This is a genomic window from uncultured Roseibium sp., assembly GCF_963675095.2.
In the GTDB taxonomy this organism is placed as follows: domain Bacteria; phylum Pseudomonadota; class Alphaproteobacteria; order Rhizobiales; family Stappiaceae; genus Roseibium.
In genome coordinates, this window is sequence record NZ_CAXXSJ010000055.1 from 1 (window position 1) to 25,074 (window position 25,074).

The window sequence follows — 25,074 nt, forward strand, 5'->3', positions numbered from 1 at the left end:
CTCAAAGGTCCCGGTGCTCGGCTCCGGCAAGATCGACTTCGCCGGTGTGAAAACGCTGGTGGAGAAGGCGAGCCCGCCCGGGCGGCGTAATCCCGAACCGCAAAGCAAGCCTGCAGAACCCCGGCCTCGGCCGGGGTTTTCTGCATTGTCTTTGCCCTAGGAACCGGCGACCTCATAGGTAGCGGGAAGGTTTTCCGACGTCTTGAAGGATCGGCCTCAAACCGATCGAAGACGGATTTGTGGATCCAGGCCCATCCGGAATGGTCCTTTTCCGGCCAAGAGGTATGTACCAGCCGGCCTTCTCGTCTTCGGAAAGCAAGGAATACTTGCTGCGCTTGCGTGGGATGATTTCCAGAACGGACCAGCCCGCATTCATGGATTCATTCCGCTCTGCCTTGGCGTCCGGCGCCACGTACTTGCTTTTCTCTTTCTTCCCCAACACGATCTCGTTGACGGTGCGCGTCTTGTAGTGCAACCCGAGCGGCTTCGTCTCGTCGATCATCCAGCTGAGGGTGATCTTGGCCAGTTGACTGCCCTCCTCCGGATAGCCGCCGCCGATATCTCCATGAACGCCTGCGAACCAGACTTCCTTGACGTCCTGGGGAACGGCTCCTTTCTTCTGGAACCGGTTCGGCCGGAAGTCCTTTCCGGCCGGCCAAAGCTGCGGCTGAAACATGGTTCGGCGTTCGTGAATCGCCAACGCGTGGCGCACATGCTCCACAGATGAATTGGTGCGGCTGAAGGTGTGGGTTCGCAGGCGCGGCCCGTAGCGGCCCGATTCAATGACCGAACCGACCGTGTCAAACAGGCCGAGCAACCTGATCGATATATATTTCGGCTGAAGGATCCGCTCGTACAGCCTGATTTCGGCAAAGGCGGCACCGGGATCTCCGTCCTCCCCCTCCTCGTTGTCCCGATTCTGCCCGATGTCCTTGTAGGCCCGGTAGGCGTAGTCGAGAAGGTTCAGGTTTTCTTTCGGGATCAGGCCGACAGCCCGGATGAACCCAGCCAACACGCGCGCCGTATAGGCCCCCCGACTGAAACCGAACAGATACAGCCGGTCCCCATCCTCGCCTTTCTTGTCCGGATCATAATGGGAGGCGATGAAGCGATAGGCTTCCTTCACATTGACGTCGAGCCCCCAGCCGGTCGCAAGCCCCCAGATCTCGACTGCCTTGCGATAGTAATAGGAGACCGAATTCCCGGCGCCGAACGTTCCGACGCCCGGGTCGTAGTACACGACCTGGCGATCACTCTTTTCCAGCGTTCCGAACAGGCGCAGGATGTTGGTCCGATCTTTGGAAACCTCGTTTGAGGTTCCGTCGCACAGGATGACGATGTTCTTTCCCATGACGCCTCCGCCATCGCAGCTTGAGCAATTCCTGATTGCAACCTCGTCAGTTAAAGCCGCGCACGCCATCACTTCAAGGGCATTGCCCCGCCTCAACGCTTATTGGAAACGTGTCGTGCCTATTTCTTTTGCTTCCAGAGACCTTGTCACGCCTTCGCAAACGCGGCATAGCACGGGTTAACTGCCTCATCCGGGACGCTTCCCCTTGCTCAATGTCTTGACCATCAGCGGCACGATCTTCGCCCTGATCGCCGCCGGTTATTTCGCCGTCTGGAAAAAAGTTTTCGCCGCCCCGGAATTGCGGGTGCTCGGCAAATACGTGATCTATTTCGCCGTGCCCGCGCTGATTTTCCGCGCCGTTTCCAGCCGGTCTCCGGGTGAGGTTCTGAACGTCGGCTACCTGACCGCCTTCCTGATCACCTCGGTCGTCCTGTTTTTCTTCGGCTATCACCTTGCCAAGCGCGGTTTCCGTATGTCGCGGGCGGCGAGCACATTTCACGGTATGGGCATGTCCTGCTCCAACAGCGGGCTGATCGGCTATCCGATCGTGCTGATGGCGCTTCCCTCGATCGCCGGCACCGCGCTTGCGCTCAACATGATCATCGAGACCCTGGTCATGATCCCCCTGGTCCTGATCATGGCGGAACGCGCCAGCGGCGATGGGCATATTGGACGGGAAATGGCCCGCCAGATCGCGGTCAAGGTGCTCCTTAATCCGTTCATCATCGCCATTATCCTCGGCATGGTGGTATCCCTTTCCGGGTGGCAGTTGCCGGAGATCATTTCCAAGCCCGTCGGGCTGCTTGCCTCCTCCAGTGTCGCGGTGTCGCTGATCGTCATCGGCGGAACCCTGGCCGGGTTGCCGCTCGGCGCCATGAACCTGAAGATCGTGGCCGTGGTCCTCGGAAAGCTGATCCTCATGCCGGCTGTTCTTGCAGCCTCCCTTGCGGTTCTGGCCATGCTGGGCCTCGGCACCGGCAATCCCATGCTGGAAACCGCAGGCCTTTTGATGGTCGCCACGCCTGCCATGGCGACCTATCCGATCCTGGCGCAAAGCTACGGGCAGGAAAACACCGCAGCCCTTGCCATGTTCGCCATGACGATCCTGTCGTTCTTCACGCTCAGCGCGCTGATGTGGTTCCTGCAGATCGGGGCCAACTAGGACCGGCCACTGTCAGCGAGCGCTATTTCAGCGGCAGGAACACCTCTGCGACCGCCTGATGTTCCGGAACTTCCGGAAAGAATTTCAACCTCTGGCAATAAATCGGAAAGTCACGCACTTCCTCGCCACTGACCGGAAGCCAATCGCGATAGAGATAAAGTGCGGCCGGTTCCAGATTGTCGGTGTTGCCGACGACACGCAGCACCGCGCAGCGTCCGCCGGGGATCTCGCCCGACTCGATTTCCTCGCCACAGCTTTCGATCGGCCGGTCGGTCCCCGCACACAGGTCAACACTGTAATCGGCCGGCGATACAGGTCTCCGCTCCGAGCGCCACACATTGAAGGTCGGGCTTGTCCTGGGATGAAGGCCAACGGCCTTGCGCCAGGCGATAAAGCGCTGGATCGTGGCGCCGAGGGTTACCGGGTCACCCCGATGTTCGACGATCGCAACCGGCGTCGGCGGAACTTCACGGATTTCCACGTCTCCAAGGGTGAAGGTCTTCTGCATGAGCATGCTCCTGGCTGTGTCGAGAGGCCCGAAGGCCGCAAGCCACGGCTCCCAATCGGGAGACTTCCGAAACGACGACGGCGATTGCCCGAACCGTTGCCTGAAGGCGCGGGCGAAGGCCTCCGGTGCGTCGTAGCCGGCATCCATCGCTATTTCCGTGACGCGTTCGTCGTCCCTGTAGGCCAGCCTGTACGAAGCGCGCTTCATGCGGGCCAACTGGATATAGCGATGCACGGACAGCCCGAAGGTCGCCGTGAACTGCCGGTGGAAATGGAACTTCGAGAAGGCAGCGATGGCGCTCAGACCATCCAGATCCAGATCATCTTCCAGGTGCCGGTCTATGTGCTCCAGCACCCTTTGCATCCGGGCATGATAGGTTTGCAATGCTGCCTTCAAGTTTCCGTCCTCCGTGGCAGCAGTAAATAAGCGCACAATGGAGATGGTGCGCTCGACCGATCTTGCGGTTCTAGGGCAAAGCCTTAGTCGAAGCTTGCAACGACGTCGTACATCACCGGCTCGAAACTCTTGCACAACGCGCTGAGCCGGCGATTGCGGGCACGCATTTCGTCGGACCTGAGCATGGCCAGGAAATCTTCCCGCTTTTTCCACTGGGAGTAGTTCGCGATGCGCGTCTGGGCGTCATTGACATGGAGGCCCGCACCGATGAACCCCGGCTGATGGCGGATGAAGCTCTCGTAGGCGTCCTTCAGCTCTTCCAAGAGATCGTAACAGGTGCCCGGCGTCATCTCGAAGGTCGTGATCACGGTCTGGCAATCTGATTTCGCGGATATCTCCGGCATGGCTTCCTCCGTTGGTGGCTTTGCCCCTAGGGTCCGTACCCTGGCCCTCAGGAGATCACATCCGGAAGTGCTTGACCACCGGGTGCAGATACCTACAAAGGCTTTGTAAGTTTCTCTCCCCACCCATGCCAGGCGCACCCAAGGATAATGCAGATGGACAGTTCTAATCAGTCAGGCCCCTATTATGCGCCGACCGGGGGACATCCGCCGCAGACCCAGCTTCTGACCGATCGCGCGGTCTTCACCGAAGCCTATGCGGTGATCCCAAAGGGAACCATGCGCGACATCGTCACCAGCAACCTGCCCTTCTGGGACAAGACTCGGGCCTGGGTGATCTCGCGTCCTCTGTCCGGCTTCGCGGAAACCTTTTCCCAGTACATCATGGAAGTGCAGCCGGGCGGCGGCAGCACTCGTCCGGAAACCGACCCGGAAGCCGAGGCCGTCCTCTTCGTGGTCGACGGCATGCTGACACTGACGCTGTTCGGCAAGGTGTTCTCGATGGAGCCGGGCGGCTACGCCTATATTCCGCCGGCATCCGACTGGCAGGTCACCAACAACGGTGAGACCCCGGCCCGGTTCCACTGGGTCCGCAAAGCCTATGAAAAGGTCGAGGGCATCGACACACCGTCCGCCTTCGTCACCAACGAAAAGGACGTGACGCCGAACCCGATGCCGGGAACGGACGGCAAGTGGGCGACCTCGCGCTTCGTCGATCCCAACGACATGCGCCACGACATGCATGTCACCATCGTCACCTTCGAACCGGGCGCGGTCATCCCCTTTGCCGAAACCCACGTGATGGAACACGGGCTTTATGTGCTCGAAGGCAAGGCGGTCTACCGGCTGAACCAGGACTGGGTGGAAGTGGAAGCCGGCGACTACATGTGGCTGCGCGCCTTCTGCCCCCAGGCCTGCTATGCGGGCGGACCGGGCAAGTTCCGCTACCTGCTCTACAAGGACGTCAACCGGCACATGAAGCTGCGTTGAGGCCCCTCATGACCCAGACCATCAAAACCGAGCCATTGACAGCGGAAGCCTTCGCACCCTTCGGTGAAATCCTCGAAGCGGCCGGCGAACCGGACAAGCTTATCAACCAGGGTCTGTGCGGTCGTTACCACGACCTCGCGACGCTCGATTTCGCCGGCGACGATGCCCGTGCCGGCGTGAGCCTGTTCCTGTCGCAGAAACGCACCCTGCCCTACATGCTCGACATGGTGGAAAGGCATCCGCTGGGCAGCCAGGCCTTCGTGCCGATGACGCAGGAGCCGTTTCTTGTCATTGTCTGCCCGGACGAGAATGGCCGGCCCGGACAGCCCAGGGCCTTCATCACCCGACCCGGTCAGGGGATCAATTTCTTCCGCAACACCTGGCATGGCGTCCTGACACCCCTGTCGGACCCCGGCCTGTTCTGCGTCATCGACCGGATCGGCAGTGGCGAAAACCTGGAGGAAATCTGGTTCGAAACGCCTTACCGGATCGAACCCGCCTAAAGTTTCGATTCAGATTCAGAAAAACCTGTCAAGCAGCTGAATAGTTTATTGTATTCGAACGTTTGATAGCAGTTCTTTCGAGAATGTGGCTTGGTCTCCGGGCGCCGATCAAGCGGCGTCCATTGCCCCTTCCTCGGCGGATTTTTCCGCGGCATCAGCTTCCGCCTGGAGACGGGCCCGCTCGCGTTCTTCCTCTTCGATGCGCTCCGCGTAGGCGATGTATTCGGATGCCGGCATGGGGGCCGCGTAAAAATACCCCTGCGCTGCGGTCACGCCGAGTTCCAGAAGCCGTTCGATCTGCTCTTCGGTTTCCACCCCTTCGGCGATGATGCCCATGCCGAGATTATCCGCGAGCTCCACCATGGAATCGACGATGGTGGTGGAGTTGTCATCCAGGCCGATGGTGTCGATGAACATCTTGTCGATCTTGATGATGTCCACGCCAAGTTTCTGCAGATAGGCCATGCCGCCGTGACCGGTTCCCACGTCGTCGAGCGCGACGCGGACACCCAGAGCCTGCAACTCCGCAATGATCTTGCGTGCCCGGTCCATGTCGTCGAGCGGATGGCGCTCGGTGACCTCGACCACGATTTGCTGGTAGGCGATTTTGGATTTCTCGTAAATCTGCTGGATATCGGAGACGATCTGACGGTCCAGGAAGTGGCCTGCGAACAGGTTGATCGACAGTTTCAGGTCCGGGTTTTCGCTGTAGAGCTCGCCCACCTCTTCTGTCGTCTGCGCCATGATGTGGCGGGTCATGTCGAAGATATGGCCGGTGCTTTCGGCATAGGCCATGAATTGGCCGGGAGAGACGATCATGCCGTTCGGCCGCCGCCAGCGCATCAGCACCTCGCAGCCGCGCAGCTTTCCGGTCTCGATATCCATGACCGGCTGATAGTAGGGAATGAACTCGCCGTTGCGTATTGCCGCGATGAACTCGTCGTTGGCTTCGCTTTCCGGCCGCCAGGAAATCCAGACACCGATCGCCACAAGAAGCAAAGCAAGCCCAGCACAGGCTACGGCCGCCACGACCTTGAGCGGCTGGACGGCATGGATGGCCGCAGAGATGGGCGCGACAATTGTTGCATGCAACGGGTACTGCTTCGAAGCCACATTGACGACCAGCGTATCTTTCGGATCCGATCCTTCCGAATTATAGCCGCCGACGGAGAACCAGAGCAGATCGTTGCCGAGGCGGATTTCCGCCCGGCGGTAGGCACGCAGGAATTCGGGTCCCGGGTCGATCGCGATGGCGGCCGGGGTCACTTCGGCGAACAGACGATAGGAATTCTGAAGATCCCAGCTGATGACAGCCGCGCGCGCGCCCTGGAAGCTGCGATCCAGCATGCCGATACCGACAAGCGGGCCATCCTGGCGCAGGATCGGCAGGATCGCCTCTCCGGTCAGTTCCATATCGGGTACGACGCACATCCGCTTGCCGGACGCATCGACCAGACCGACGGCATCGATCACCCCTTCCGTCGAAACCACCTTCTGATAAAGCAGGCGGTCAGCCGCATCGCAAGTCTGGATATCATCCCGGTCCAGACGCTGCAGGGCGGTCACCGTGGAACTGATGGAAATCTCGGCCCGCTGCAGATAACGTGTTCCCATCGCCTCCATTTCGGAGCGCGCCTGACTTTCCGCGTACTGATTGAGGATCACGTTCGCAGCAAAAAGCGGCGCGGTCGCAATCACCAGCGCTATAACAACCGTTCGTACGAAATTTATATAGCGATGCGACAAAGACTGCGTCTGCTCCTTAACAAGTCCTTAGTACCTTGAAAGAGACTCGTAAACATCCACTGAATGGAAATCAGAATTCGCCGGAATTCAAGGCTTTACGGCATTTTCAGGCGCAGTGAACACTGAATTCTGAACCACCCGCGCAATCATGGAGTATTTCATGCAGGCATTGTTCATCGGCCAGGCCTATATCGACATCACGTTTTTGACCGACAGACTGCCGACGGGAGATGAGAAGACGCTCGCCAAGGACTACGCGGTGAGCTTTGGCGGCAATGCAGTGACGGCGGCCTTTTGCTGCGCCAAGCTCGGCGCTGAGGCGGAACTTGTCTGTTCCCTTGCCAACGACTGGCTGGCACGCATGTTCCTCGATATGGCCGCGAAGTACGGAATTTACGTCCACGGACGCAAGGTCCGGGAATCGTCCCTGTCGTTCATCATGCCGAATGACGGAAAGCGCGCGATTGTCCGCTGCCGCGACAATGATTTCCTGCATCCGTTCCCGACGCTGAACCTGGACGGGATGAAGGCGCTGCATCTGGACGGCCATATGCCGGACGCGGCTCTCCATTACGCAAAGGCCTGCCGGGAACGCAACATCCTGACATCCCTGGACGGTGGCGCCGTGCGCGAAAACACCGACGAAGTGCTCGAACATATCGATGCGGCGGTCATGTCCCTCAGGTTCTGCGAACAGATGGGCCTGACACCGGGTCAAACCCTGGACTACCTGCGCAAGAAAGGCTGCCCGCTCGGTGCGATCACGCTGGGCGAACACGGCACCGTCTGGTACGAGGCCGGCGGCCCCGACCGATTCCTGCCCGCCCTCGACGTGCCGAAAAAGAAAGTCATCGACACCAACGGCGCCGGTGACGTGTTCCATGGTGCCTATATCGCCTCCTATCTGCACGCGCCCTACCGGAGCTGGGAAGAGCACCTGCATTTTGCCCGCGGCGCTTCGGCACACGCGATCCAGTGCCTGGGCAACGAGGCGAGCCTTCCATCCCTTGAAGACATTACCGAGGCGATCCAGACCTTTCGGGAAAAGCAGGAAACCATGCCCGGACCGGAGGACCTCACCTGAACTTATTCCCCTTGCGTGAACCTGCCACTTATCCCAGTGTTGCCACGGGCAGGAGCGATAGAAGCTGAATTGTATTCGAGGAGCCCTCTATGAAAGACTTTTTCCGTTCCACCGCATGCCGGCTGGTGTTCGTGCTTTGCGCCAGCGCGCCGTTCGCGCCGCTTCCGGCAGCGGCGTTCACGCCGACCGGGAACGAGGTCGCCGATGCTTTCATGGCCGTTCTGGAAACCGATGACGGAATCGTCGACAGCTACGGCTCCGTCAGCGAAGGCGGAGAAACGGTTATCATCAAGGATCTGCATTTGAAGCGGAAGGACGATGACACGAAATCCGCAACGATCGCCACCACCACTTTGCGTGACGGCATGGTGCAATCCAACGGGCGCCTGAAACTCGGAAGCCTGTCGCTGTCGGACCTTTCGGCCAAGGCCGACGACGGTGGCCTGGATATCGGAAGCTTCAACGCGACAAACGTCGTCCTTCCCACGCCTGAGGAGCTGAACGCGAACGATGGCGATACCGTCGTCGGGCCGTCCTACGACACGCTGGAGGTCCTTGATGCGGCCGTCTCGGACGGCGACGGCAACAAGTTCGAGATCGGCCGGCTGTTCACCGCCATCGACGAAATGGATGGAGACCTGCCGACGGCCTTCCGCTTCGCGATCGATGACCTGAAAATCGAGGCTTCCAACCTCGACGGCGAGGCCCAGAAAACCCTGAGCGATCTCGGCTACGAAAAACTGACGCTCAGTGCGGAAGGCCAGGGCCGGTGGGATCCGGAAAAGGAAACGCTTGAGGTCAAGAACCTCAAACTGTCCGGTGCGGAGGCCGGTTCCTTTGCCCTCAATCTCAGCCTTGGCGGCGTCAGCCGCGACGTGATCACCAAACTCAGCGCGACGGAAGGCGATCCGGAGAGTGCCATGGGCCTTGTCCAGGGTATCAGCATTCAGAACATTTCCATCAGGCTGGACAACAGCTCGCTGGTCGAGCGGGTGCTGGACATGCAGGCGCGCGAAGCAGGTATGGATCGGGCAACCTTGGTCCAGCAATTGAGCGCCGGCCTGCCGATGATGGTCTCCATCCTTCAAAATCCGTCGTTCCAGGAGAAGGTCGTGACGGCTGCCACCACCTTCCTCAACGATCCGGTATCGCTGGAAGTGACCGTCGCCCCGGCCAATCCGGTGCCCTTCGCCCAGATCATGGGTCAGGCAATGATGGCGCCGCAGACCCTGCCCGAAGTCCTGGCGGTCGACGTAATCGCCAACAGCGCCAACTAGTCACCCGAAGCTGAAGTTCGTCTCTTTTCTCAGCGCATTCGGAACGAACTTCAGTTTCAAAGGGGTGACTAGCAAATATATGTTTCTAGTGTGGTTTTCGGATTTGAAATACGCTCCGGCATTTGTTGCGGAAATGAGGCGTCTTTCAAATCCACCACACTAGGCGGATACCCGGTGCCGGCGCAAAAGCCGGCACCGGACATAATAAAAGCGAAGCTCGGGAGGATCCGAAGTGGCACTGGTTTTTGCAGAGAAGTTCCGTTCAGGCGCAAAACTCCTGGCCCTGGGAATAGGCCTGTCGGGTTTTGCAGTTGCCTTGGGGCCGGCTCAGGCACAGCAAACCGTATCGACGGCCACAGCCATTGTCGAGGACTGGCTCGATACGCTGGACAGCTACGACACGGTCAGCACGAGCTACGGCGCCATCGAGCCGGGCGACAGCCCGCGGAGCACGACGGTGAAGGATGGCGTCATCACCATCGAGCTTCCCTCTGAGCAAACCTTTGAAGCGGGAGATGTGACGCTCCGGATCAGCTTCGACGCAATAGCCTTCACCGGGTTGACCCAGTCCGGGGACCAAATCAACGCGGACAGGATCGAAATTCCGGGTTCCATCGACATCAGCACGACGCTCTCGACCGAGGACGGAGCGGCTTCCAACTCCCTGGAACCAAAGCCCGACGACAGTGCATCGGCGATGCAGGAAACACCGGACAGCGCGAAAACTGTCGGCTCGCAATTCCACGCCAGCTACCAGGATATCCTGATCGAGGGGGTATCGGCCCCTCTTGAATTGCCCGGGCTGGACCTGGCCAAGACCGATCCGATGGCCTTCGCCCGCGCGATTTTCAACACCCTCCGCAAGGTGACGATCAAGCGCGCGTTCATCGCCACGGGGACCGCGACCAGCACCACTCCGGACGTCGGCTCCAGCGCGGCAACATACGAAGACCTGTCCCTGTTCGGTATGGCCGACGGGCGCATTGCCGAAGAATATGTCGCGGAAATCCATTCCACGGAAACGACGACGATCACCAACCCCGACGGCACTCCGCAGAAAATCGACGTCAAGATGGGTCCGATCGTCGCCCGCGGCGTGGACCTCGTCCCGCTTGCGCCGCTGTTCGGCGCACCGGCGGAAGCCGACCGAACCGTGCTTCTGGACCGGGAGGAAATCCTGAACCTGGAAATCTCCGGGGCCGGCGCCCAGGGCAAGATCGGCGGGATCATGCTGGAAAATATCTCCGTGCCAAAGCAGGAACCTCTGCGGCTGTTCGCGTTGCTCGAGATACAGAGCAAGGGAGAGACCGTTTCAGAGGAAGACCTCGGCATCGCCGCCATTGAGGCACTCGGCGCCTTTTCGCTTGGACGCATGGAGTTCAATGACCTTGAAGTAACCGCAGACCAGGGCAAGGCCAGCCTGCGCCGTTTCCTCCTGCGTGACCTGAGCGGCCAGGGATTGGGCGAATTTGCCCTCGACGATTTTTCCGCCTCCATGGCGGATCAGGGAGAAGCGGAATTCGATCATGCCGGTATTTCCGGGATCGACTTCCCGCCAATTGCCGCGCTGACCGCCCTTGAAGGCGTCGACAATCCGAGCCCGCAGCAGCTCCGGGACGCACTCCCGATCATCCGGAAGGTTATCGTGAGTTCGCTGGGCATAGCGATCCCCGCAGAAAACGTCAGTCTCGGGCTGGATCTGTTCGAAATGAGCCAGAGCGCTCATGTGGGCAAGATCCCGACGCGGACGTCCCTCATCGTTGACGGCCTCATCCTGCCCACCGATCAGATCACGGACGAAAACGTCAAGTCGCTGCTCCAGAGCCTGGATATCGAGGAATTCGCGATCAACCAGTCCCTGTCCGTCGCCTGGGACCCGAACACCAAGGACCTCAGCATCCGCGACCTGACCTGGGAAATGGTCGACGGTGGAACGGCCACCTTGACCCTGACGCTCGGCAATGTGCCCGAAACGCTGTTCACAAATCCGGAAATGGCGCAAGTCGCGCTCGCATCGGCGACTTTCAAGAAGGCGGACCTGCGCGTGAAAGGCGCCCAGATCGTCAACGCGTTTCTGGATCAGGAATCGGCCAAGAACCAGATACCGAAGGACATGCTGGCCGAAGGCCTGGTCGAAACCCTTCGGGGCGAACTCGGTCCCCTTGCCGGAACCAGCTTCAGCGAAGAGTTGCTCGGCGCTCTGCGCACCTTCCTCGACAATCCGGACGAGCTGGCTGTCACATTCGATCCTGTCACGCCGGTGCCGATGGCGGAAATCCTCGGCCTGGTGATGACAGGCCCGCAGGCCCTTCCCGAGCGCCTGGGGGCAAGAGCGGCTGCAAACGGACAATAGTTCCGTCTGCAATGCATGAGAGAACAGCAGCGAAGACCTGGCATCCGTGTCCGGTCTTCCGGAAGCCGGTCAGATCGGAACGGTTTGGGTCGCTCAACCGTCTGACCAAGCGGTTTGCCTGTTCAGTCTGCATCTCCTTCTGCAGAAGACAGAAACCGAATGCCGGCTCGTGTTCCGCTCACCCAGACAATTTCGCCCAGCTGTGTCCCCTTTTCCCCAAAGATCCGGATCGTTTTCCCTTCATCTTCAGGCTTCGCCCCGCTAATCCCCAATCCGCCGGATGAAACATCGACAACCGTCACGCCCCGGATCTCGTCGTCGATCTCAATCTGAATTCGGTCATTCACCAAGGTCCGAACGAAATTGCGCTTTTCGGCACCGGCCAGCTCGTTCTTGAACGCGTTCGACAGCGCATTGAGCTGCGCCAGGACCTCTTCACTTGCCTGGTCCAGCTCGATCAGGGCTTCGAACGCGCTTTCTCTTTGAGAGCCGCCCGCTTCTATCGCCCTGAGTGCGCGTTCTGCAGCTTCGTGTACTCTTCTGTGCGGTTCAGCAAGGGCAGCGAATGCCGGGTGGTCGCGAATGGGTTCGATTTCAATCTTGTCGTACCACTTCCCAAGCCTGCAGTTGTGATGATCCGGGATGTCGCTGGACTTCACCTCCGTATGCCCGGTGACCGCATCGACGATCTGTTTCTTGAACATGATGTGGTCGATCTTCGCCATTTCACACAGGGAGATCGGCGATTCAGGCGCAAACCAGTCCTGGGCAGACGTCGTGAATTCGTCGTTGCAGTTCTGCAGAATTTCACTGACATGAGTGAGCCGACTGTCGTTTTCGCTCGTCAGATGGGCCACATCACCAACCCGGACGGCTATCTCCTGGCTTGCTTCCATCTGCTGATTCAATATTTCGGAAATCTGTTGCATCCGGTCGGTGACCGCCGAGATTTGTCCGTCCATCTGTTCGATCAGGTCATTCGCCTTGCCGATCGATTCTTCCCCTTCGAGGACGGATTGGCGGGATTCATTCATCGTCGACTGGATCGCCGCAACACCGGATTTAAGCAGGGAAATCCTGTTTGAAATATCTTCAGTCGCGCGCGCCGATTGTTGGGCAAGACTCTTCACCTCGGATGCAACGACTGCAAACCCCTTACCAGCCTCACCTGCGCGGGCCGCTTCGATGGTGGCGTTGAGGGCCAGGAGGTTTGTCTGATCCGCAATGTTCTGGATCACCGACAGGAAATCGCCGATTTGCTCGGAGGCTTCGTTCAATTCACTCAGACTTCCGGCCGCCCCCTCCGATGTCGTGGAAATCTTTGCAATTGCGTCTGCCACCTCACGCATTGCCTGGAGGCCTGCCGCCGCCGATCCGCTGGTCTCTTCCGCATCCACCGCAGCATTGGTGCTTTTTTCGGATATCTCCTTGACCGAGGAAGCCAGTTGATCGATCGAGGCTGAAATGGTCTGCGCGCCATCCGCAGCCTTGGTCGTGTTCCGGCTGAGATGGGCCATGCTCATGGTGATTGCGTTGATCTGGTGGGTCGTGGACGCCAGATTGCCGAGATTGTTCAGGCTCAGCTCTTCCGTTTGTTTTCGCCGCTCATTTTCAAGGGTGCCGCGCTCGAAGGCCTCATTGGCATGTATCATGTCGATGAAAATACGCGAGATCAGGGTCTGTATTAGGGCCGTCATCCGTTTGGCAGAGAGCCGGTTCTTGCCGATGAGAACCGGGATCGCCTCATTCAACAAGCGGCCATAGGACGCGATGTACCAGCGCATCGGCAAGCCTACGCGGATGTGCGCCTCGCCAACACGAATGGCCCTGCCCTGAAACGCGAGATCCAGTTCGTTTTGAAACAGGAACTCCCAGTGTTTTATCTGGGCCGACTTTAAATCGTCGGAACGGCTTCCCGTTCGATCGAGGATTTTCTGCAGTTCCGGAGTTGCCGTAACGGACTCGTAAAATCGGGTCAGGATGTCCGGCATTTCCGATTTCAAAGCTGCCCAGACATCGCGCGTTGGCACGTCGCTTTGCGCATCCGGATTCATGAAGTCAAAAACGCTGCTTTGACCGCTCGCCCTGCTATGCTGTTTTGCGGTAGATCGCACCACAACCCCCTGTAGGTAGAATTTACAATACATGAGGGGCGCGATGGATAATATTCAGTTAACGCGTTTAACTTGATAAGTATTTTATTTCAAAGTTTTACTGATCCGAGATCATAATATTATATTGTGTATAGAATATATTTTTACACTGACATCTCCCTCGCAAATATGTCAGTGTTTATACTTATAAATACGAGACATACATTTCCGGATGGATGTACTCCGGGACAGGCTTAGACAGCAGCCGTATTACCGACCGCAATCGATTCTTCCGCCTCATCCGCCTTGCTGCTCCCATCCTGGAATTGCAGCTCGCAAAGGCGTCGATAAATGCCGTCTTCGGCATAAAGGCTGTCGTGGGTACCGCTTTCCACCAACCGGCCGCGATCCAGCACATGAATCGCATCCGCATGACGGACGGTTGCCAGCCGGTGGGCGATCACCAACGTTGTCCGGCCTTTCATCAGACGCGCCAAAGCGGCCTGGACCTTGGTTTCGGATTCCGCATCCAGCGCCGAGGTTGCCTCGTCGAGCAGCAGGATCGGCGCATCGCGCAGCATGGCGCGCGCGATGGCGACCCGCTGGCGCTGGCCGCCGGAGAGCCGTCCACCGCCCTCGCCCGCAAGGGCATCGTAGCCGCCCGGAATGTCCATGATGAAGTCGTGGGCATTCGCGTCGCGGGCCGCCTGCTCGATCTCGGCATCGCTTGCGCCCGGCCGGCCCAGCGCGATGTTGTCGCGAATGCTCATGTCGAACAGGAACGTATCCTGGGTGACCACGGCAATGTGCCCGCGCAAGGACGCGATGGTGACGTCCTTCGTATTCTGGCCGTCAATGAGGATATCGCCATCGTCGGGTTCGTAGAACCGCTCGATCAGGCTGAAGACCGTCGATTTGCCTGCTCCCGACGCCCCGACCAGGGCGGTGGTCCTGCCCGGCTCGGCGACCATCGTCAGCCCGTTGAGCGCCGCGCTCTCCCCATAGGAAAACCGGACATCGTCAAAACGGATCTCGCCGCCCTTGACCACCAGTTCGGCGGCACCGGGCCTGTCGGTCAGTTCCGGCACATCGTCGATCAGCTCGTACATCAGCCGAACGCCGACAAGGTTGTTGTTCAGGTTCACATGAAGCCGGGCCAATCGCTTGGCCGGTTCGTAGGCAAGCAGAAGGGCGGTGATGAAGGAAAAGAACGCGCCCGGATCCTGGTCGAGATTCACGACGCTGTAACCGCCGTAGAGGATGACGATCGCAATTGCGAAGCCGCCTAGCGTCTCCATCAAAGGCGATGTCCGCGCCGTCAGCGAAGCGATCTTGTTGGCGCGATGCTCGACCGCAGAGATCGCCTCGTTCATGGCGGCGCGCACATGATCTTCCATTCCGAACGCCTTGACGACCCGGATGCCGATCGTGGTCTCCTGCAGAGTGCCCAGGATACGTGCCGTGGACACGAACTGAGACTTCGCATGCTTGCGGACCCGACGCACCAGGACGGAGACGCCGAGGACCGCCGGAGGCATGATCAGAAGCGCGAAAGCGCTCATGGTCGGGTTTTGTCCGATCATCACCCCCACGAGCCCGATGATCGTCAGAACGTCGCGACCGACGCTGACGACCAGCATTTCCAAAACGCTGCGGGCGGCCTTCGTATTGTGCTGAACGCGGGCTGTCAGTTCGCCGGCCGGGGTGCGGTCGAAGTAGGACAGGTCCTGTTCGGTGATGCGCTGAAACATGCGCCGCTGACAGCCGGCCACGATTGAATTGCCGATCCGGCTGAGGATCACCATTTGACCGTAGGTCGCCGCGCCCTTGATCGTGAAGATCACCATGACTAAGCCGGCGATCACATAGATCATGAACTCGTTGCGGTTGATGAAGACCTGGTTGATGATGTCCTTCATGATCCAGGCGCTTGCCGCCGTGGATGCGGCGACCAATGCCATGCACAAGAAGGCAAGGACGTAACGTGACACGAATTGGCGAGCGTTTTCCATAACCAGACGCCGAATGAGCTGCATGGAGCCCTCCGGGTCCTTGAAAACCTGCCAGTTTGCAGGGTTAAGCACCGTTCGCTTGCCTTTCATGCCGAAAGGGCCGGTCATCCCGGCCCTCGTCCTGACGACCCGTCAGAAACTCAAGCTTCCGGCAAATTGAGCCGAATGTTGAGTTCACGCAAGTGCTGCATCTCCGGTTCGGACGGAGCATTCATCATCAGATCTTCGGCACGCTGGTTCATCGGGAACATGATGACCTCGCGGATATTGATCTCGTTTGCCAGCAGCATGACGATGCGGTCGATCCCGGCCGCACAGCCGCCGTGCGGCGGTGCGCCGTACTGGAACGCGGTCGCCATGCCGCCGAAACGACGATCGACTTCAGCATTGCTGTAGCCGGCGATTTCGAACGCCTTGTACATGATCTCGAGGCGATGGTTCCGGATCGCACCCGACAGCAGTTCGTGCCCGTTACAGGTCAGATCGTACTGATAGCCTCGGACATCGAGCGGATCGCCCTGAAGCGCTTCCATACCGCCCTGGGGCATGGAGAATGGGTTGTGCTCGAAGTCGATCTCGCCGGTGTCCTCGTCGCGCGCAAAGATCGGGAAATCCACGATCCAGGCGAACTCGAACTTGTCGAGATCGGAAAGACCCAGTTCCTCGCCGATGATGTTGCGCGCCTTGGCGGCAACACGCTCGAAGCTTGCCGGCTTGCCGCCGAGGAAGAAGGCGGCATCACCGACTTCCAGGCCGAGCTGGACGCGGATCGCCTCGGTGCGCTCCGGACCGATGTTCTTGGCAAGCGGACCGGCCGCTTCCATGGAGCCGTCCTCGGCCTTGCGCCAGAAGATGTAGCCCATGCCCGGAAGACCTTCTTCCTGGGCGAACTTGTTCATGCGGTCGCAGAACTTGCGGCTGCCACCCTTGGGCGCCGGGATCGCGCGGATTTCCGTGCCCGGCTGTTCCAGGAGCTTGGCGAAGATGGCGAAACCGGAACCGGCGAAATGCTCGGACACGATCTGCATCTTGATCGGGTTGCGCAGGTCCGGCTTGTCGGAGCCGTACCAGAGCATGGAGTCCTTGTAGGCGATCTGCTGCCAGCCGCGGTTGACAGGGCGCCCGCCGCCGAATTTCTCGAAGCAGCCGGCCAGAACCGGTTCCATGGTGTCGAACACGTCCTGCTGGGTGACGAAGGACATTTCCACGTCGAGCTGGTAGAAGTCCGTCGGCGAGCGATCTGCGCGCGGATCTTCATCGCGGAAGCACGGCGCGATCTGGAAGTACTTGTCGAAGCCCGACACCATGATCAGCTGCTTGAACTGCTGCGGAGCCTGCGGCAGGGCGTAGAACTTGCCCGGATGCAGGCGCGACGGCACCAGGAAGTCACGTGCGCCTTCCGGCGAGGAAGCGGTGATGATCGGGGTCTGGAATTCGTTGAAACCGATGTCCCACATGCGCTGGCGCAGGTCTGCGACCACCTGTGAGCGCAGGATGATGTTGTTATGAAGCTTTTCCCGGCGCAGATCCAGGTAACGGTGCTTCAGGCGGACTTCTTCCGGATATTCCAGATCGCCGAAGACCGGCAGCGGCAGTTCCTTGGCAGCGCCCAGGATTTCCATGTCGCGGATGAAGATTTCGACTTCACCGGTCGGCAGTTCCGGGTTGACGGTTTCCGCAGTGCGCTGCTTCACATCGCCGTCGATGCGGATGCACCATTCGGAGCGCACGGTTTCGGCCAGATTGAAGGCGGAGGAATCCGGATCGACCACGCATTGGGTGATGCCGTAGTGATCGCGCAGATCGATGAACAGCAGGCCCCCGTGATCGCGGACACGGTGAACCCATCCGGACAGGCGCGTCGTTTCGCCGACATGGGTTGCGCGCAGATCGCCGCAGGTGTGACTACGGTAGGGGTGCATGTATTCCTCGACTGGTTCGAAAACAAACAGAATTCGTTCGCGCCCTCCACAGAGAGGGCCACGCCGGCTGGAAAAGCCACGTCAGAGGCATAAAGTCAAGGGACGGCCCGCCACAGTGCCCCGGTTTCGAGGTCTCAGTTTTGATAAACGACTACCACGGAAGAAGAATGTGTCAGCCGCTCAATCGCCACACAAAAGGCATAAGTGAATACGATGCATGACCAATCCATTTTGTAAGTGGCGCAAAATTCAATGAATACAAGAAACTATACCGGCATTCTTGTCAGCGCCTTCGTGGTTGTAAACCCAGCGCCTGGATTGTCAGAGACCTGTCCGGTGCAACAGGTAACCAAGCTGGTGAACGAAGCCGCAAGCAAGGCAGGTACACACGAGTACGCATACACATTCGGAGGCGTTCCCCATTACTTCGCCGAAGTGCTCGACACCTTGAACCGCAATTTGGACCCAAGAGTTTCAGGCAATTGCAGCTTTGACGTTCGGACTAAGATTCGTGTGAGAGAAATTTATACCCTGCTCAGTAGCAAGATCCTTCAGGCCCAGTATCATTTTAAGTTCGCATACGATGACGAACTTCGGGAGATTTGCGTCGAAAACAGGAATGGTATCGGTGCCAGCCAACCTCCCATGCCGCTCAGGCGAAGGATTTGCGTCTCATATGAGTACTGAACACGCTTGAAGCGGCCATTTTGGTCAATCCACCGCCTGCAACAGTGGATGCCACTGGCCGCGGATTTCGTGGGACCTGGCATCGTGATAGTCGAACACCCCTGCCCCGGCGGCTGCGTGCTTGGCGTAAAGCACCCGGTCCGATATGCGACAAAGCACCGGATAGCCCTCGTCCGCCAGTTTCCGTTCCAGTTCCGCGACCTGAGTGGAGCGGCGGGTGACCCGGTTGGCGACCAGATGAATGTCCGCCTTGCCCTTTCGCACCCGCTTGATTTCGGAAATCCCGTTCAGAAAACGGATGGTGGCGTCCCAGTCGAACACCGAAGGCAGGACCGGCACGACGATGTCGGAGGCTTCGGAAATCAGCGTCTTGGCGTGCTCGCTGCGCAAACCGCCGGGACCGTCGATCACCACCGCATCGAGGTCCTTGAGCTTCTGGCCGATGGCTTCGGCCTTGGTCCAGTTCAGCCCCTCGATCGCAGCCAGCTCTTTCGGACGCCGTTTGCTCCAGGCCAGGCTCGACTTCTGCCTGTCGGCATCGGCGAGCGCCACGTCCTCACCCCGGGCGGCAAGGGCGACGGCGAGATTCGTGGCGACGGTCGTCTTGCCGCATCCCCCCTTCGAATTGACTACGAGAATCTTCCGCATCCCTGCCTCCCTTTACGTAAGGCGCCTGCCGCCGCGCCGATTGTTTTGCTTATCACTCTAGATAGGCGCACATATTGCGCCTTTTCAAGGGTAAGCTTTTGCAAACGCACCATTTCGTGGCGACAAAGCGGCAGGACTGAGGTATACGTCGTCGTCACCATGGAAGATGTGATTACAACGACAAAAGACCTCGCCGCTGCCTGCCAGCGCCTTTCGTCTCATGACTATGTGACCGTCGACACCGAATTTCTTCGGGAGACGACGTTTTGGCCCAAACTGTGTGTCATCCAGATGGCAGGACCGGGCATGGCCTTCATCGTCGACGCGCTGGCGGAAGGGCTGGACCTTGCGCCGTTCTTCGACCTGATGCGCAATGAAGACGTTACCAAGGTCTTCCATGCTGCCCGACAGGATATCGAGATCGTCTACCATCTGGGCGGGCTGATCCCCGCGCCGCTGTTCGACAGCCAGGTGGCCGCCATGGTCTGCGGCTTCGGTGATTCCATTTCCTACGACCAGCTGATCTACAAGGTGACCGGCGCGCATATCGACAAGTCGTCACGGTTCACCGACTGGGCCCGGCGCCCGCTCACCAAGAAACAGCTCGACTACGCTCTGGCGGACGTCACCCATCTGCGCGACGCCTATCAGTTCCTGAAGGCCAATCTGGCCGAACAGGACCGCAGTCACTGGGTTCAGGACGAGATGAAGGTTCTGACCTCCGAAGGCACCTACCGGACCGAGCCGGCCAATGCCTGGCAGCGCCTGAAGATGCGCGTGCGCAAGCCGGTCGAGCTCGCGGTGATGAAGGAAGTCGCCTCGTGGCGGGAAACCGAAGCGCAGACCCGTAACGTGCCCCGCAGCCGGGTCCTGAAGGACGATGCGATCTACGAAATCGCCGCCCAGCAGCCGCAGTCGTCTGAGGCGCTCGGCAGGCTCCGGACCATTCCGCGCGGTTTTGAGCGCTCCAAGTCCGCCGACGACATCCTAAAGGCGGTTCGGGCCGCGCTGGCCATTCCCCGAGATCAGTTACCGAGACTGCCCAAGGGCCGGGCAGCTCCAGATGGTTCGGCTGCAGCCGTCGACCTGCTCAAGGTTCTGCTCAAGCTCGTCAGCGAAGCCCACGGGGTGGCCGCGAAGGTGATTGCCACGGTCGACGACCTGGAAAAGATCGCAGCCGACGATAATGCGGATGTGGCCGCGCTCAAGGGCTGGCGCAAGGAACTGTTCGGCGATGTGGCTCTGAAGCTGAAACGCGGTGAAGTTGCGCTGGCGTTCCAGAACCGGCAGATCGTTGCCCTGGAGCAGTCGGGTTCCGAACAACCGGTTTCCTCCTCATCGACGCAGGCCGCCGAATAAGGGTGATCCTCCGGTCAGCCGACGGTGATCGAACAATTGCTCTTGAAAAGCCGGGCAAACTGTCTGAACCGTTTCATCAGGCGTTCCCCGTCGAGGGCGGCAAGCTTCGGCGGCAATGTCATCACCAGGTCGTCCGATGCCTTCGTGACCGTCACGTGCGGCAACACCCCGTCCATTGAAGCAGTCAGCAAAGACGCCACCCGCATGGCCGCTCCCAGGATCCGCGCCCGATCCCGCAGACGGTCCGTGAAAAGCTTGCGGATGACCGGCGAAAGCGCGCCCTCCCCAAGCCCCTGATGCCTGTAGAAGACGGATGCGGCCAGAAAGGCCCGGCCGGCGTGGTCGAGCCCGACGAAGGCCGCGTTGGAAATGATGTTCAGGCTCTGCTCGCCGCGATAGTCGGGATGCGCCCGCCAGCCGATATCCGATAGAAGGCAGGCGGCATGGCGCAACCGGCGTTCGCTCTCGGTTTCATCGATGCCCAGTTCGGCGAAGATTGCGTCGGTCCAGCCGATCAGTTCCTCGGCGAACTCCGGTGAACGCGCCCGCAAGGTGGCAAGTTCGCGGGCGGCTTCGATCAACGGATCCTGTTGCTGCAGGTCGGGCGAAAGCGCCTCGTGCAGGAGGCCTTCACGAACCCCGGTCGCGGACATGACCACTTTTTCCGCATTCATGGCCTGGAGGGCACGTTCCATGACGACCGCGCCGAACGGCACCAGCGGCCGGCGCTGTTTGGACACCACTTCCGCACGCGAGACATCTTCGAGATTGCGTTTCGAGATAGAGCGGCAAAAGGCAATCGCCTCTTCCGCCGGGATCTCGTAATTGTGCATCACGTGCAGGGGATAGTTGTTCTGGATCAGATGGAGCCGCGCCAGCGAGCGCCAGGTCCCGCCAACCGCGTAGAAGGTCCGCTCGCCGGGCTCCATGCGCGGCCATGCATATCCCTTCAGGCACTCGTCGGTGATCTTGCGCGCCTTCGAGATATCGCCTTCCGACATTTCCTGAAGGACGCAACCCGCCCAGGGGAAAAGTGCTTCCCACGCCGGGTTTGGCGTCGGAAACCTCGACAAGTTCGAGACTGCCGCCGCCCAGGTCTCCGACTATGCCTCTGGGCCGCCAGAACCCCGCGATCACGCCGAGGGCGGAATAATACGCTTCCTCGTTGCCGTTCAGGATGCGCACCTTGGCGCCGAGGATGTCCTCGACCCTGGCAACGAACCTGGAGCCGTTTTCCGCGTCCCGGACGGCCGCCGTCGCAACGATGTGGGTTTCCTGCACGCCCACATGATCGCACAGGGCGCGCAACCGGGAGAGTTCCTTGAGCGCCAGATCGACGGACTCGTCGGCCAGCCTGCCCGTTGCCGCAACACCCCGGCCGAGACCGGCCAGGATCTTTTCGTTGAACAGCATGGTCGGTGTGCGGGCTTTTCGTTCGTAGACCACAAGGCGGACGGAGTTCGATCCGATATCGATAACCGCAACCGGTCCGGTTCCGTTCAGCCGTCCGCGGACGGATTTGCTGGCAGCCATGTCAACCCCGCTGCGGGCGTTCCAGGAAGGGGCGCGGCCGGTCGCTTTTCAGCGACTTGCCTCGCCCGGACAGAGACGGATTCGTCATGAAATACTGGTGCGCGTTGAACGGCTGTTCATTGGGCGCGGGCACAACGCGCTCATGGCCGCCATCGGGCAGAATCCGCCAGCTTTGTTGATTGTCTTTCAGGTTCGCGACCATGATCTGGTCGAGAACCTGTTCATGGACCGTCGGCGTCAGCAAAGGCACCAGAACCTCCACGCGCCGGTCGATGTTGCGCGGCATCAGGTCGGCGGAGCCGATATAGACATGCGCCTGCGGCGACGGCAGGCCGTGGCCATTGCCGAAACAGTAGATGCGAGAATGCTCCAGGAAGCGGCCGACGATCGACTTCACCCGGATGTTTTCCGACAGGCCTTCGATGCCCGGCCGCAGACAGCAGATGCCGCGGATGACCAGATCGACCTGCACCCCGGCCTGGCTGGCCCGGTAAAGCGCGTCGATGATTTGCGGATCGACCAGTGAGTTCATCTTCATCCAGATCTGTGCCGGACGACCGGCTTCCGCATGGGCGATCTCGGCCTCGGTCAGTTCCAGCATGCGCTTGCGCAGGTTCACCGGAGACACCGCAAGGTAATCGAGTTCCGCCGGCTGGGCATAGCCGGTGATGTAGTTAAACACGCGCGCCGCGTCCTGGGCGATCCCCGGGTCGTCGGTAAAGAACGACAGATCCTCATAGATGCGGGCCGTGATCGGGTGGTAGTTGCCGGTGCCGATGTGGCAGTAGGTCTTCAACTGTCCGTGCTCGCGTCGGACCACCATGGACAGCTTGGAGTGGGTCTTCAGCTCGATGAAGCCGAAGACGACCTGCACCCCGGCCCGCTCCAGATCGCGCGCCCAGCGGATATTCGCTTCCTCGTCGAACCGGGCCTTCAGCTCCACAAGCGCGGTCACCGACTTGCCGGCCTCCGCCGCTTCGGCCAGCGCCTTGACGATCGGGCTGTCGTTGGAGGTGCGGTAGAGCGTCTGCTTGATCGCCACCACATCCGGATCCTGGGCCGCCTGGCGCAGGTACTGCACCACCACATCGAACGACTCGTAAGGATGATGGACGATGATGTCCTTCTGGTGGATCGCCGCCAGGCAGTCACCGCCATGTTCGCGGATCCTTTCCGGGAACCGGGCCGTATAGGGCTCGAATTTCAGGTCCTTGCGCTCCAGATCGACGATCTGGGACAGGTTGTTGAGCGCCAGAAGGCCATCGGCCAGAAAAATCTCGGAGTCGGAAACGTTAAGTGCATCGGCCACGAATTCGCGCAGGGCCGGTGGCGTGGTGTCCTGGATCTCCAGCCGGATCACCGACCCGCGCCGGCGGCGTTTCAGCGCGCTTTCGAACAGCCGGACGAGGTCTTCTGCCTCTTCCTCGATTTCAAGGTCGGAATCGCGAATGACCCGGAAGGCGCCCTTGCCGCGGATCTCGTATCCGGGAAACAGTCTGCCGATGAAAAGGCCAACGACCCGTTCGATCGCAATGAACCGCGCCACGCCGTTTTCGCCGTCCTCGAGCCGGACGAAACGCTCCACCTGTCCCGGGATACGCAGAAGCGCGATCATGCCGCGTCCGCCCGATACCGGCACCAGTTCGAACACGATAGAAAAACCGAGGTTCGGAATGAAGGGGAACGGATGGGCCGGGTCGATCGCAAGCGGTGTCAGGACCGGGAAGATGTAGGACAGGAAATGATCCTCGAGCCAGCTCTTCTCCTGTGCCGTCAGGTGCTCGCCGTTCAGGATCTCGACGTCGTTTTCGGCAATCACGCTGCGCAATTCGCGCCAGAGCGCCTGCTGGGAATCCTGCAGGTCGCGCACCGCTTCGGAAATTTTCTGTAGCTGCTCCGTCGGCGTCAGACCGTCATCGGAGGTATTGGTCACCTCGGCGCGTTGCTGGCCGCGCAGGCCGGCGACGCGCACCATGAAGAACTCGTCCAGATTGTTTGCCGATATAGACAGGAAGCGGACCCGCTCCAGAAGCGGATGGTTCGGGTTCATGGATTCTTCCAGAACACGCCGGTTGAACTGCAGCCAGGACAATTCCCGGTTCATGAAACGGGCGGGCGAGCCTGCCAGTTCGCCAGTCCCGTTTCCCTCGCTCCCCGGCTCGGCACCGGCAACCGGAGCCTGCACGGTCTGGGAAAGATCGACGGTCTCGTTCATCTCGCTTCCTTGTCCTGCCAGTTACACCATCCGGGCTTATCACCCGCGCCGCGCTCGCGGTACGCGGCGATCCGGCGCAGCGCCTATCACGGACATATGACGTTTCTAACGCGTCCGGCAGCACTTTGCCGCCTCACAAGCTACCCAAGCCTTACTTATGCACGTTTTCCAGGACGCGTCCGGCCAGGGGCTTGGTGATTTTCGCACGACCTGCCAGCGATTCCCGGTCGATTGCATCGACCACCTTCATGGCGACCCCCAGGGACCGCTCCATGCGCACCACAAGATAATCGACGACACCGAGATCGATGGCAATCTGCCGGTCGGCGAACAGCTTGACCAGCACCCGGCGCAGAAGGTCGTCGTCGGGCTCTTCGATTTCTATAGGAGCTGCGGCGCGCAAACGCGACATCAGGTCCGGCAGGGTGATCCCCCAGGCGGTCGGCCATGTCCGGCTTGTGATCAGCACCGGCACCCCGGCCTGCCGCGCGGCATTCAACAGATGGAACAGAGCCGTTTCATCAAGGCCGCGATGGGCATCCTCGACGACCACCGCCTCTCCGGTGACGAGACCGGCAACGGTCTCGCTCGCCAGCTCGCTCGCCTTGACGACAGCGGCGCCGGTTTCGGCATGGAACGCCTCGACCAGATGGGTTTTGCCCGATCCGACCGGCCCGGCGAGGATGACGACCGGCGCCGGCCAGTCCGGCCAGGCGCCAAGCAATTCGAATGCGGCCCGGTTGGATTTCCCCACCAGATAATCGTCACGGCCGAGTGCAGCTTCATGCGGCAGGACCAAAGGCAACTGGCGAGGAGTTTCCGCCATGGAGTACG

At 60.0% G+C, this 25,074-nt stretch carries 17 protein-coding genes and 1 pseudogene; 7 read left to right on the plus strand and 11 right to left on the minus strand.

The features are described 5' to 3' along the window. Positions 1 to 172 precede the first annotated feature (172 nt). Positions 173 to 1,351 (minus strand): DUF2235 domain-containing protein, encoded by a 1,179-nt coding sequence (locus tag ABIN98_RS20070; protein WP_346912446.1) that lies wholly within the window; start codon positions 1,349 to 1,351, stop codon positions 173 to 175. A gap of 205 nt (positions 1,352 to 1,556) precedes the next feature. Here ABIN98_RS20070 and ABIN98_RS20075 point away from each other — a divergent pair, with 205 nt between their 5' ends. Next, positions 1,557 to 2,513 carry an AEC family transporter gene (locus ABIN98_RS20075; protein WP_346912448.1) on the plus strand — a complete coding sequence of 319 codons (957 nt, stop codon included), beginning with the start codon at positions 1,557 to 1,559 and terminating at the stop codon, positions 2,511 to 2,513. Positions 2,514 to 2,535: 22 nt separating this feature from the next. Here the strand turns inward: ABIN98_RS20075 and ABIN98_RS20080 are convergent, their stop codons facing one another. After that, positions 2,536 to 3,417: an AraC family transcriptional regulator gene (locus tag ABIN98_RS20080; RefSeq protein ID WP_346912450.1), complete on the minus strand. Its 882-nt coding sequence runs from the start codon at positions 3,415 to 3,417 to the stop codon at positions 2,536 to 2,538. Positions 3,418 to 3,500: 83 nt separating this feature from the next. Further along, positions 3,501 to 3,821 carry an antibiotic biosynthesis monooxygenase family protein gene (locus tag ABIN98_RS20085; RefSeq protein ID WP_346912452.1) on the minus strand — a complete coding sequence of 107 codons (321 nt, stop codon included), beginning with the start codon at positions 3,819 to 3,821 and terminating at the stop codon, positions 3,501 to 3,503. Between the two features lie 153 nt (positions 3,822 to 3,974). On the opposite strand from ABIN98_RS20085, the gene ABIN98_RS20090 reads away from it, so the two are divergent. Then, positions 3,975 to 4,808, plus strand: a complete 834-nt coding sequence (locus ABIN98_RS20090; protein ID WP_394701570.1) for a bifunctional allantoicase/(S)-ureidoglycine aminohydrolase — start codon at positions 3,975 to 3,977, stop codon at positions 4,806 to 4,808. An 8-nt stretch (positions 4,809 to 4,816) separates the two neighbouring features. After that, positions 4,817 to 5,311, plus strand: a complete 495-nt coding sequence (locus ABIN98_RS20095; RefSeq protein ID WP_346912456.1) for an ureidoglycolate lyase — start codon at positions 4,817 to 4,819, stop codon at positions 5,309 to 5,311. Positions 5,312 to 5,419: 108 nt separating this feature from the next. Here ABIN98_RS20095 and ABIN98_RS20100 read toward each other — a convergent pair whose 3' ends face one another. Next, the gene (locus ABIN98_RS20100) at positions 5,420 to 6,925 is read right to left on the minus strand and encodes an EAL domain-containing protein (protein ID WP_346912458.1); all 1,506 of its coding nucleotides are present in this window, start codon (positions 6,923 to 6,925) and stop codon (positions 5,420 to 5,422) included. Positions 6,926 to 7,217: 292 nt separating this feature from the next. Between ABIN98_RS20100 and ABIN98_RS20105 the strand changes: the two genes are divergently transcribed. The 3 genes from ABIN98_RS20105 to ABIN98_RS20115 all read left to right on the plus strand — a co-directional run bounded on the left by ABIN98_RS20105 (position 7,218) and on the right by ABIN98_RS20115 (position 11,771). Further along, positions 7,218 to 8,141, plus strand: a complete 924-nt coding sequence (locus tag ABIN98_RS20105; RefSeq protein ID WP_346912460.1) for a sugar kinase — start codon at positions 7,218 to 7,220, stop codon at positions 8,139 to 8,141. 89 nt (positions 8,142 to 8,230) lie between these two features. Continuing rightward, entirely contained in the window at positions 8,231 to 9,418 is a 1,188-nt protein-coding gene (locus ABIN98_RS20110; RefSeq protein ID WP_346912462.1) for a hypothetical protein, read from the plus strand. A 232-nt stretch (positions 9,419 to 9,650) separates the two neighbouring features. Next, positions 9,651 to 11,771 (plus strand): hypothetical protein, encoded by a 2,121-nt coding sequence (locus ABIN98_RS20115; protein WP_346912464.1) that lies wholly within the window; start codon positions 9,651 to 9,653, stop codon positions 11,769 to 11,771. 122 nt (positions 11,772 to 11,893) lie between these two features. Here the strand turns inward: ABIN98_RS20115 and ABIN98_RS20120 are convergent, their stop codons facing one another. From ABIN98_RS20120 to ABIN98_RS20135, 4 genes are all read right to left on the minus strand, one after another. Next, positions 11,894 to 13,918: a methyl-accepting chemotaxis protein gene (locus ABIN98_RS20120; RefSeq protein ID WP_346912466.1), complete on the minus strand. Its 2,025-nt coding sequence runs from the start codon at positions 13,916 to 13,918 to the stop codon at positions 11,894 to 11,896. 200 nt (positions 13,919 to 14,118) lie between these two features. Then, entirely contained in the window at positions 14,119 to 15,984 is a 1,866-nt protein-coding gene (locus ABIN98_RS20125) for an ABC transporter ATP-binding protein (protein ID WP_346912468.1), read from the minus strand. A 32-nt stretch (positions 15,985 to 16,016) separates the two neighbouring features. Beyond that, positions 16,017 to 17,798 (minus strand): aspartate--tRNA ligase, encoded by a 1,782-nt coding sequence (gene aspS / locus ABIN98_RS20130; RefSeq protein WP_346912470.1) that lies wholly within the window; start codon positions 17,796 to 17,798, stop codon positions 16,017 to 16,019. A gap of 711 nt (positions 17,799 to 18,509) precedes the next feature. Beyond that, positions 18,510 to 19,133 (minus strand): ParA family protein, encoded by a 624-nt coding sequence (locus ABIN98_RS20135; RefSeq protein ID WP_346912472.1) that lies wholly within the window; start codon positions 19,131 to 19,133, stop codon positions 18,510 to 18,512. 168 nt (positions 19,134 to 19,301) lie between these two features. Between ABIN98_RS20135 and rnd the strand changes: the two genes are divergently transcribed. Beyond that, positions 19,302 to 20,492 (plus strand): ribonuclease D, encoded by a 1,191-nt coding sequence (gene rnd / locus ABIN98_RS20140; RefSeq protein ID WP_346912474.1) that lies wholly within the window; start codon positions 19,302 to 19,304, stop codon positions 20,490 to 20,492. Positions 20,493 to 20,506: 14 nt separating this feature from the next. Here the strand turns inward: rnd and ABIN98_RS20145 are convergent. From ABIN98_RS20145 to ABIN98_RS20155, 3 genes and pseudogenes are all read right to left on the minus strand, one after another. Continuing rightward, a pseudogene (locus ABIN98_RS20145) lies at positions 20,507 to 22,025 on the minus strand (exopolyphosphatase). A gap of 1 nt (position 22,026) precedes the next feature. Continuing rightward, positions 22,027 to 24,240, minus strand: a complete 2,214-nt coding sequence (locus ABIN98_RS20150) for an RNA degradosome polyphosphate kinase (RefSeq protein WP_346912478.1) — start codon at positions 24,238 to 24,240, stop codon at positions 22,027 to 22,029. Between the two features lie 151 nt (positions 24,241 to 24,391). After that, a complete protein-coding gene (locus ABIN98_RS20155) occupies positions 24,392 to 25,066 on the minus strand; it encodes a hypothetical protein (protein ID WP_346912480.1) in 675 nt (224 codons plus the stop codon). Positions 25,067 to 25,074: the final 8 nt, after the last annotated feature.

Bases quoted from the DNA above. Each gene is read 5' to 3' on its own strand.
- ABIN98_RS20110 (WP_346912462.1), top strand. From the start codon at position 8,231: ATGAAAGACTTTTTCCGTTCCACCGCATGCCGGCTGGTGTTCGTGCTT.
- ABIN98_RS20155 (WP_346912480.1), bottom strand. From the start codon at position 25,066: ATGGCGGAAACTCCTCGCCAGTTGCCTTTGGTCCTGCCGCATGAAGCT.
- ABIN98_RS20125 (WP_346912468.1), bottom strand. From the start codon at position 15,984: ATGACCGGCCCTTTCGGCATGAAAGGCAAGCGAACGGTGCTTAACCCT.
- ABIN98_RS20135 (WP_346912472.1), bottom strand. From the start codon at position 19,133: ATGCGGAAGATTCTCGTAGTCAATTCGAAGGGGGGATGCGGCAAGACG.
- aspS (WP_346912470.1), bottom strand. From the start codon at position 17,798: ATGCACCCCTACCGTAGTCACACCTGCGGCGATCTGCGCGCAACCCAT.
- ABIN98_RS20150 (WP_346912478.1), bottom strand. From the start codon at position 24,240: ATGAACGAGACCGTCGATCTTTCCCAGACCGTGCAGGCTCCGGTTGCC.
- ABIN98_RS20105 (WP_346912460.1), top strand. From the start codon at position 7,218: ATGCAGGCATTGTTCATCGGCCAGGCCTATATCGACATCACGTTTTTG.
- ABIN98_RS20090 (WP_394701570.1), top strand. From the start codon at position 3,975: ATGGACAGTTCTAATCAGTCAGGCCCCTATTATGCGCCGACCGGGGGA.
- ABIN98_RS20095 (WP_346912456.1), top strand. From the start codon at position 4,817: ATGACCCAGACCATCAAAACCGAGCCATTGACAGCGGAAGCCTTCGCA.
- ABIN98_RS20085 (WP_346912452.1), bottom strand. From the start codon at position 3,821: ATGCCGGAGATATCCGCGAAATCAGATTGCCAGACCGTGATCACGACC.
- ABIN98_RS20070 (WP_346912446.1), bottom strand. From the start codon at position 1,351: ATGGGAAAGAACATCGTCATCCTGTGCGACGGAACCTCAAACGAGGTT.
- ABIN98_RS20100 (WP_346912458.1), bottom strand. From the start codon at position 6,925: ATGGGAACACGTTATCTGCAGCGGGCCGAGATTTCCATCAGTTCCACG.
- ABIN98_RS20120 (WP_346912466.1), bottom strand. From the start codon at position 13,918: ATGTATTGTAAATTCTACCTACAGGGGGTTGTGGTGCGATCTACCGCA.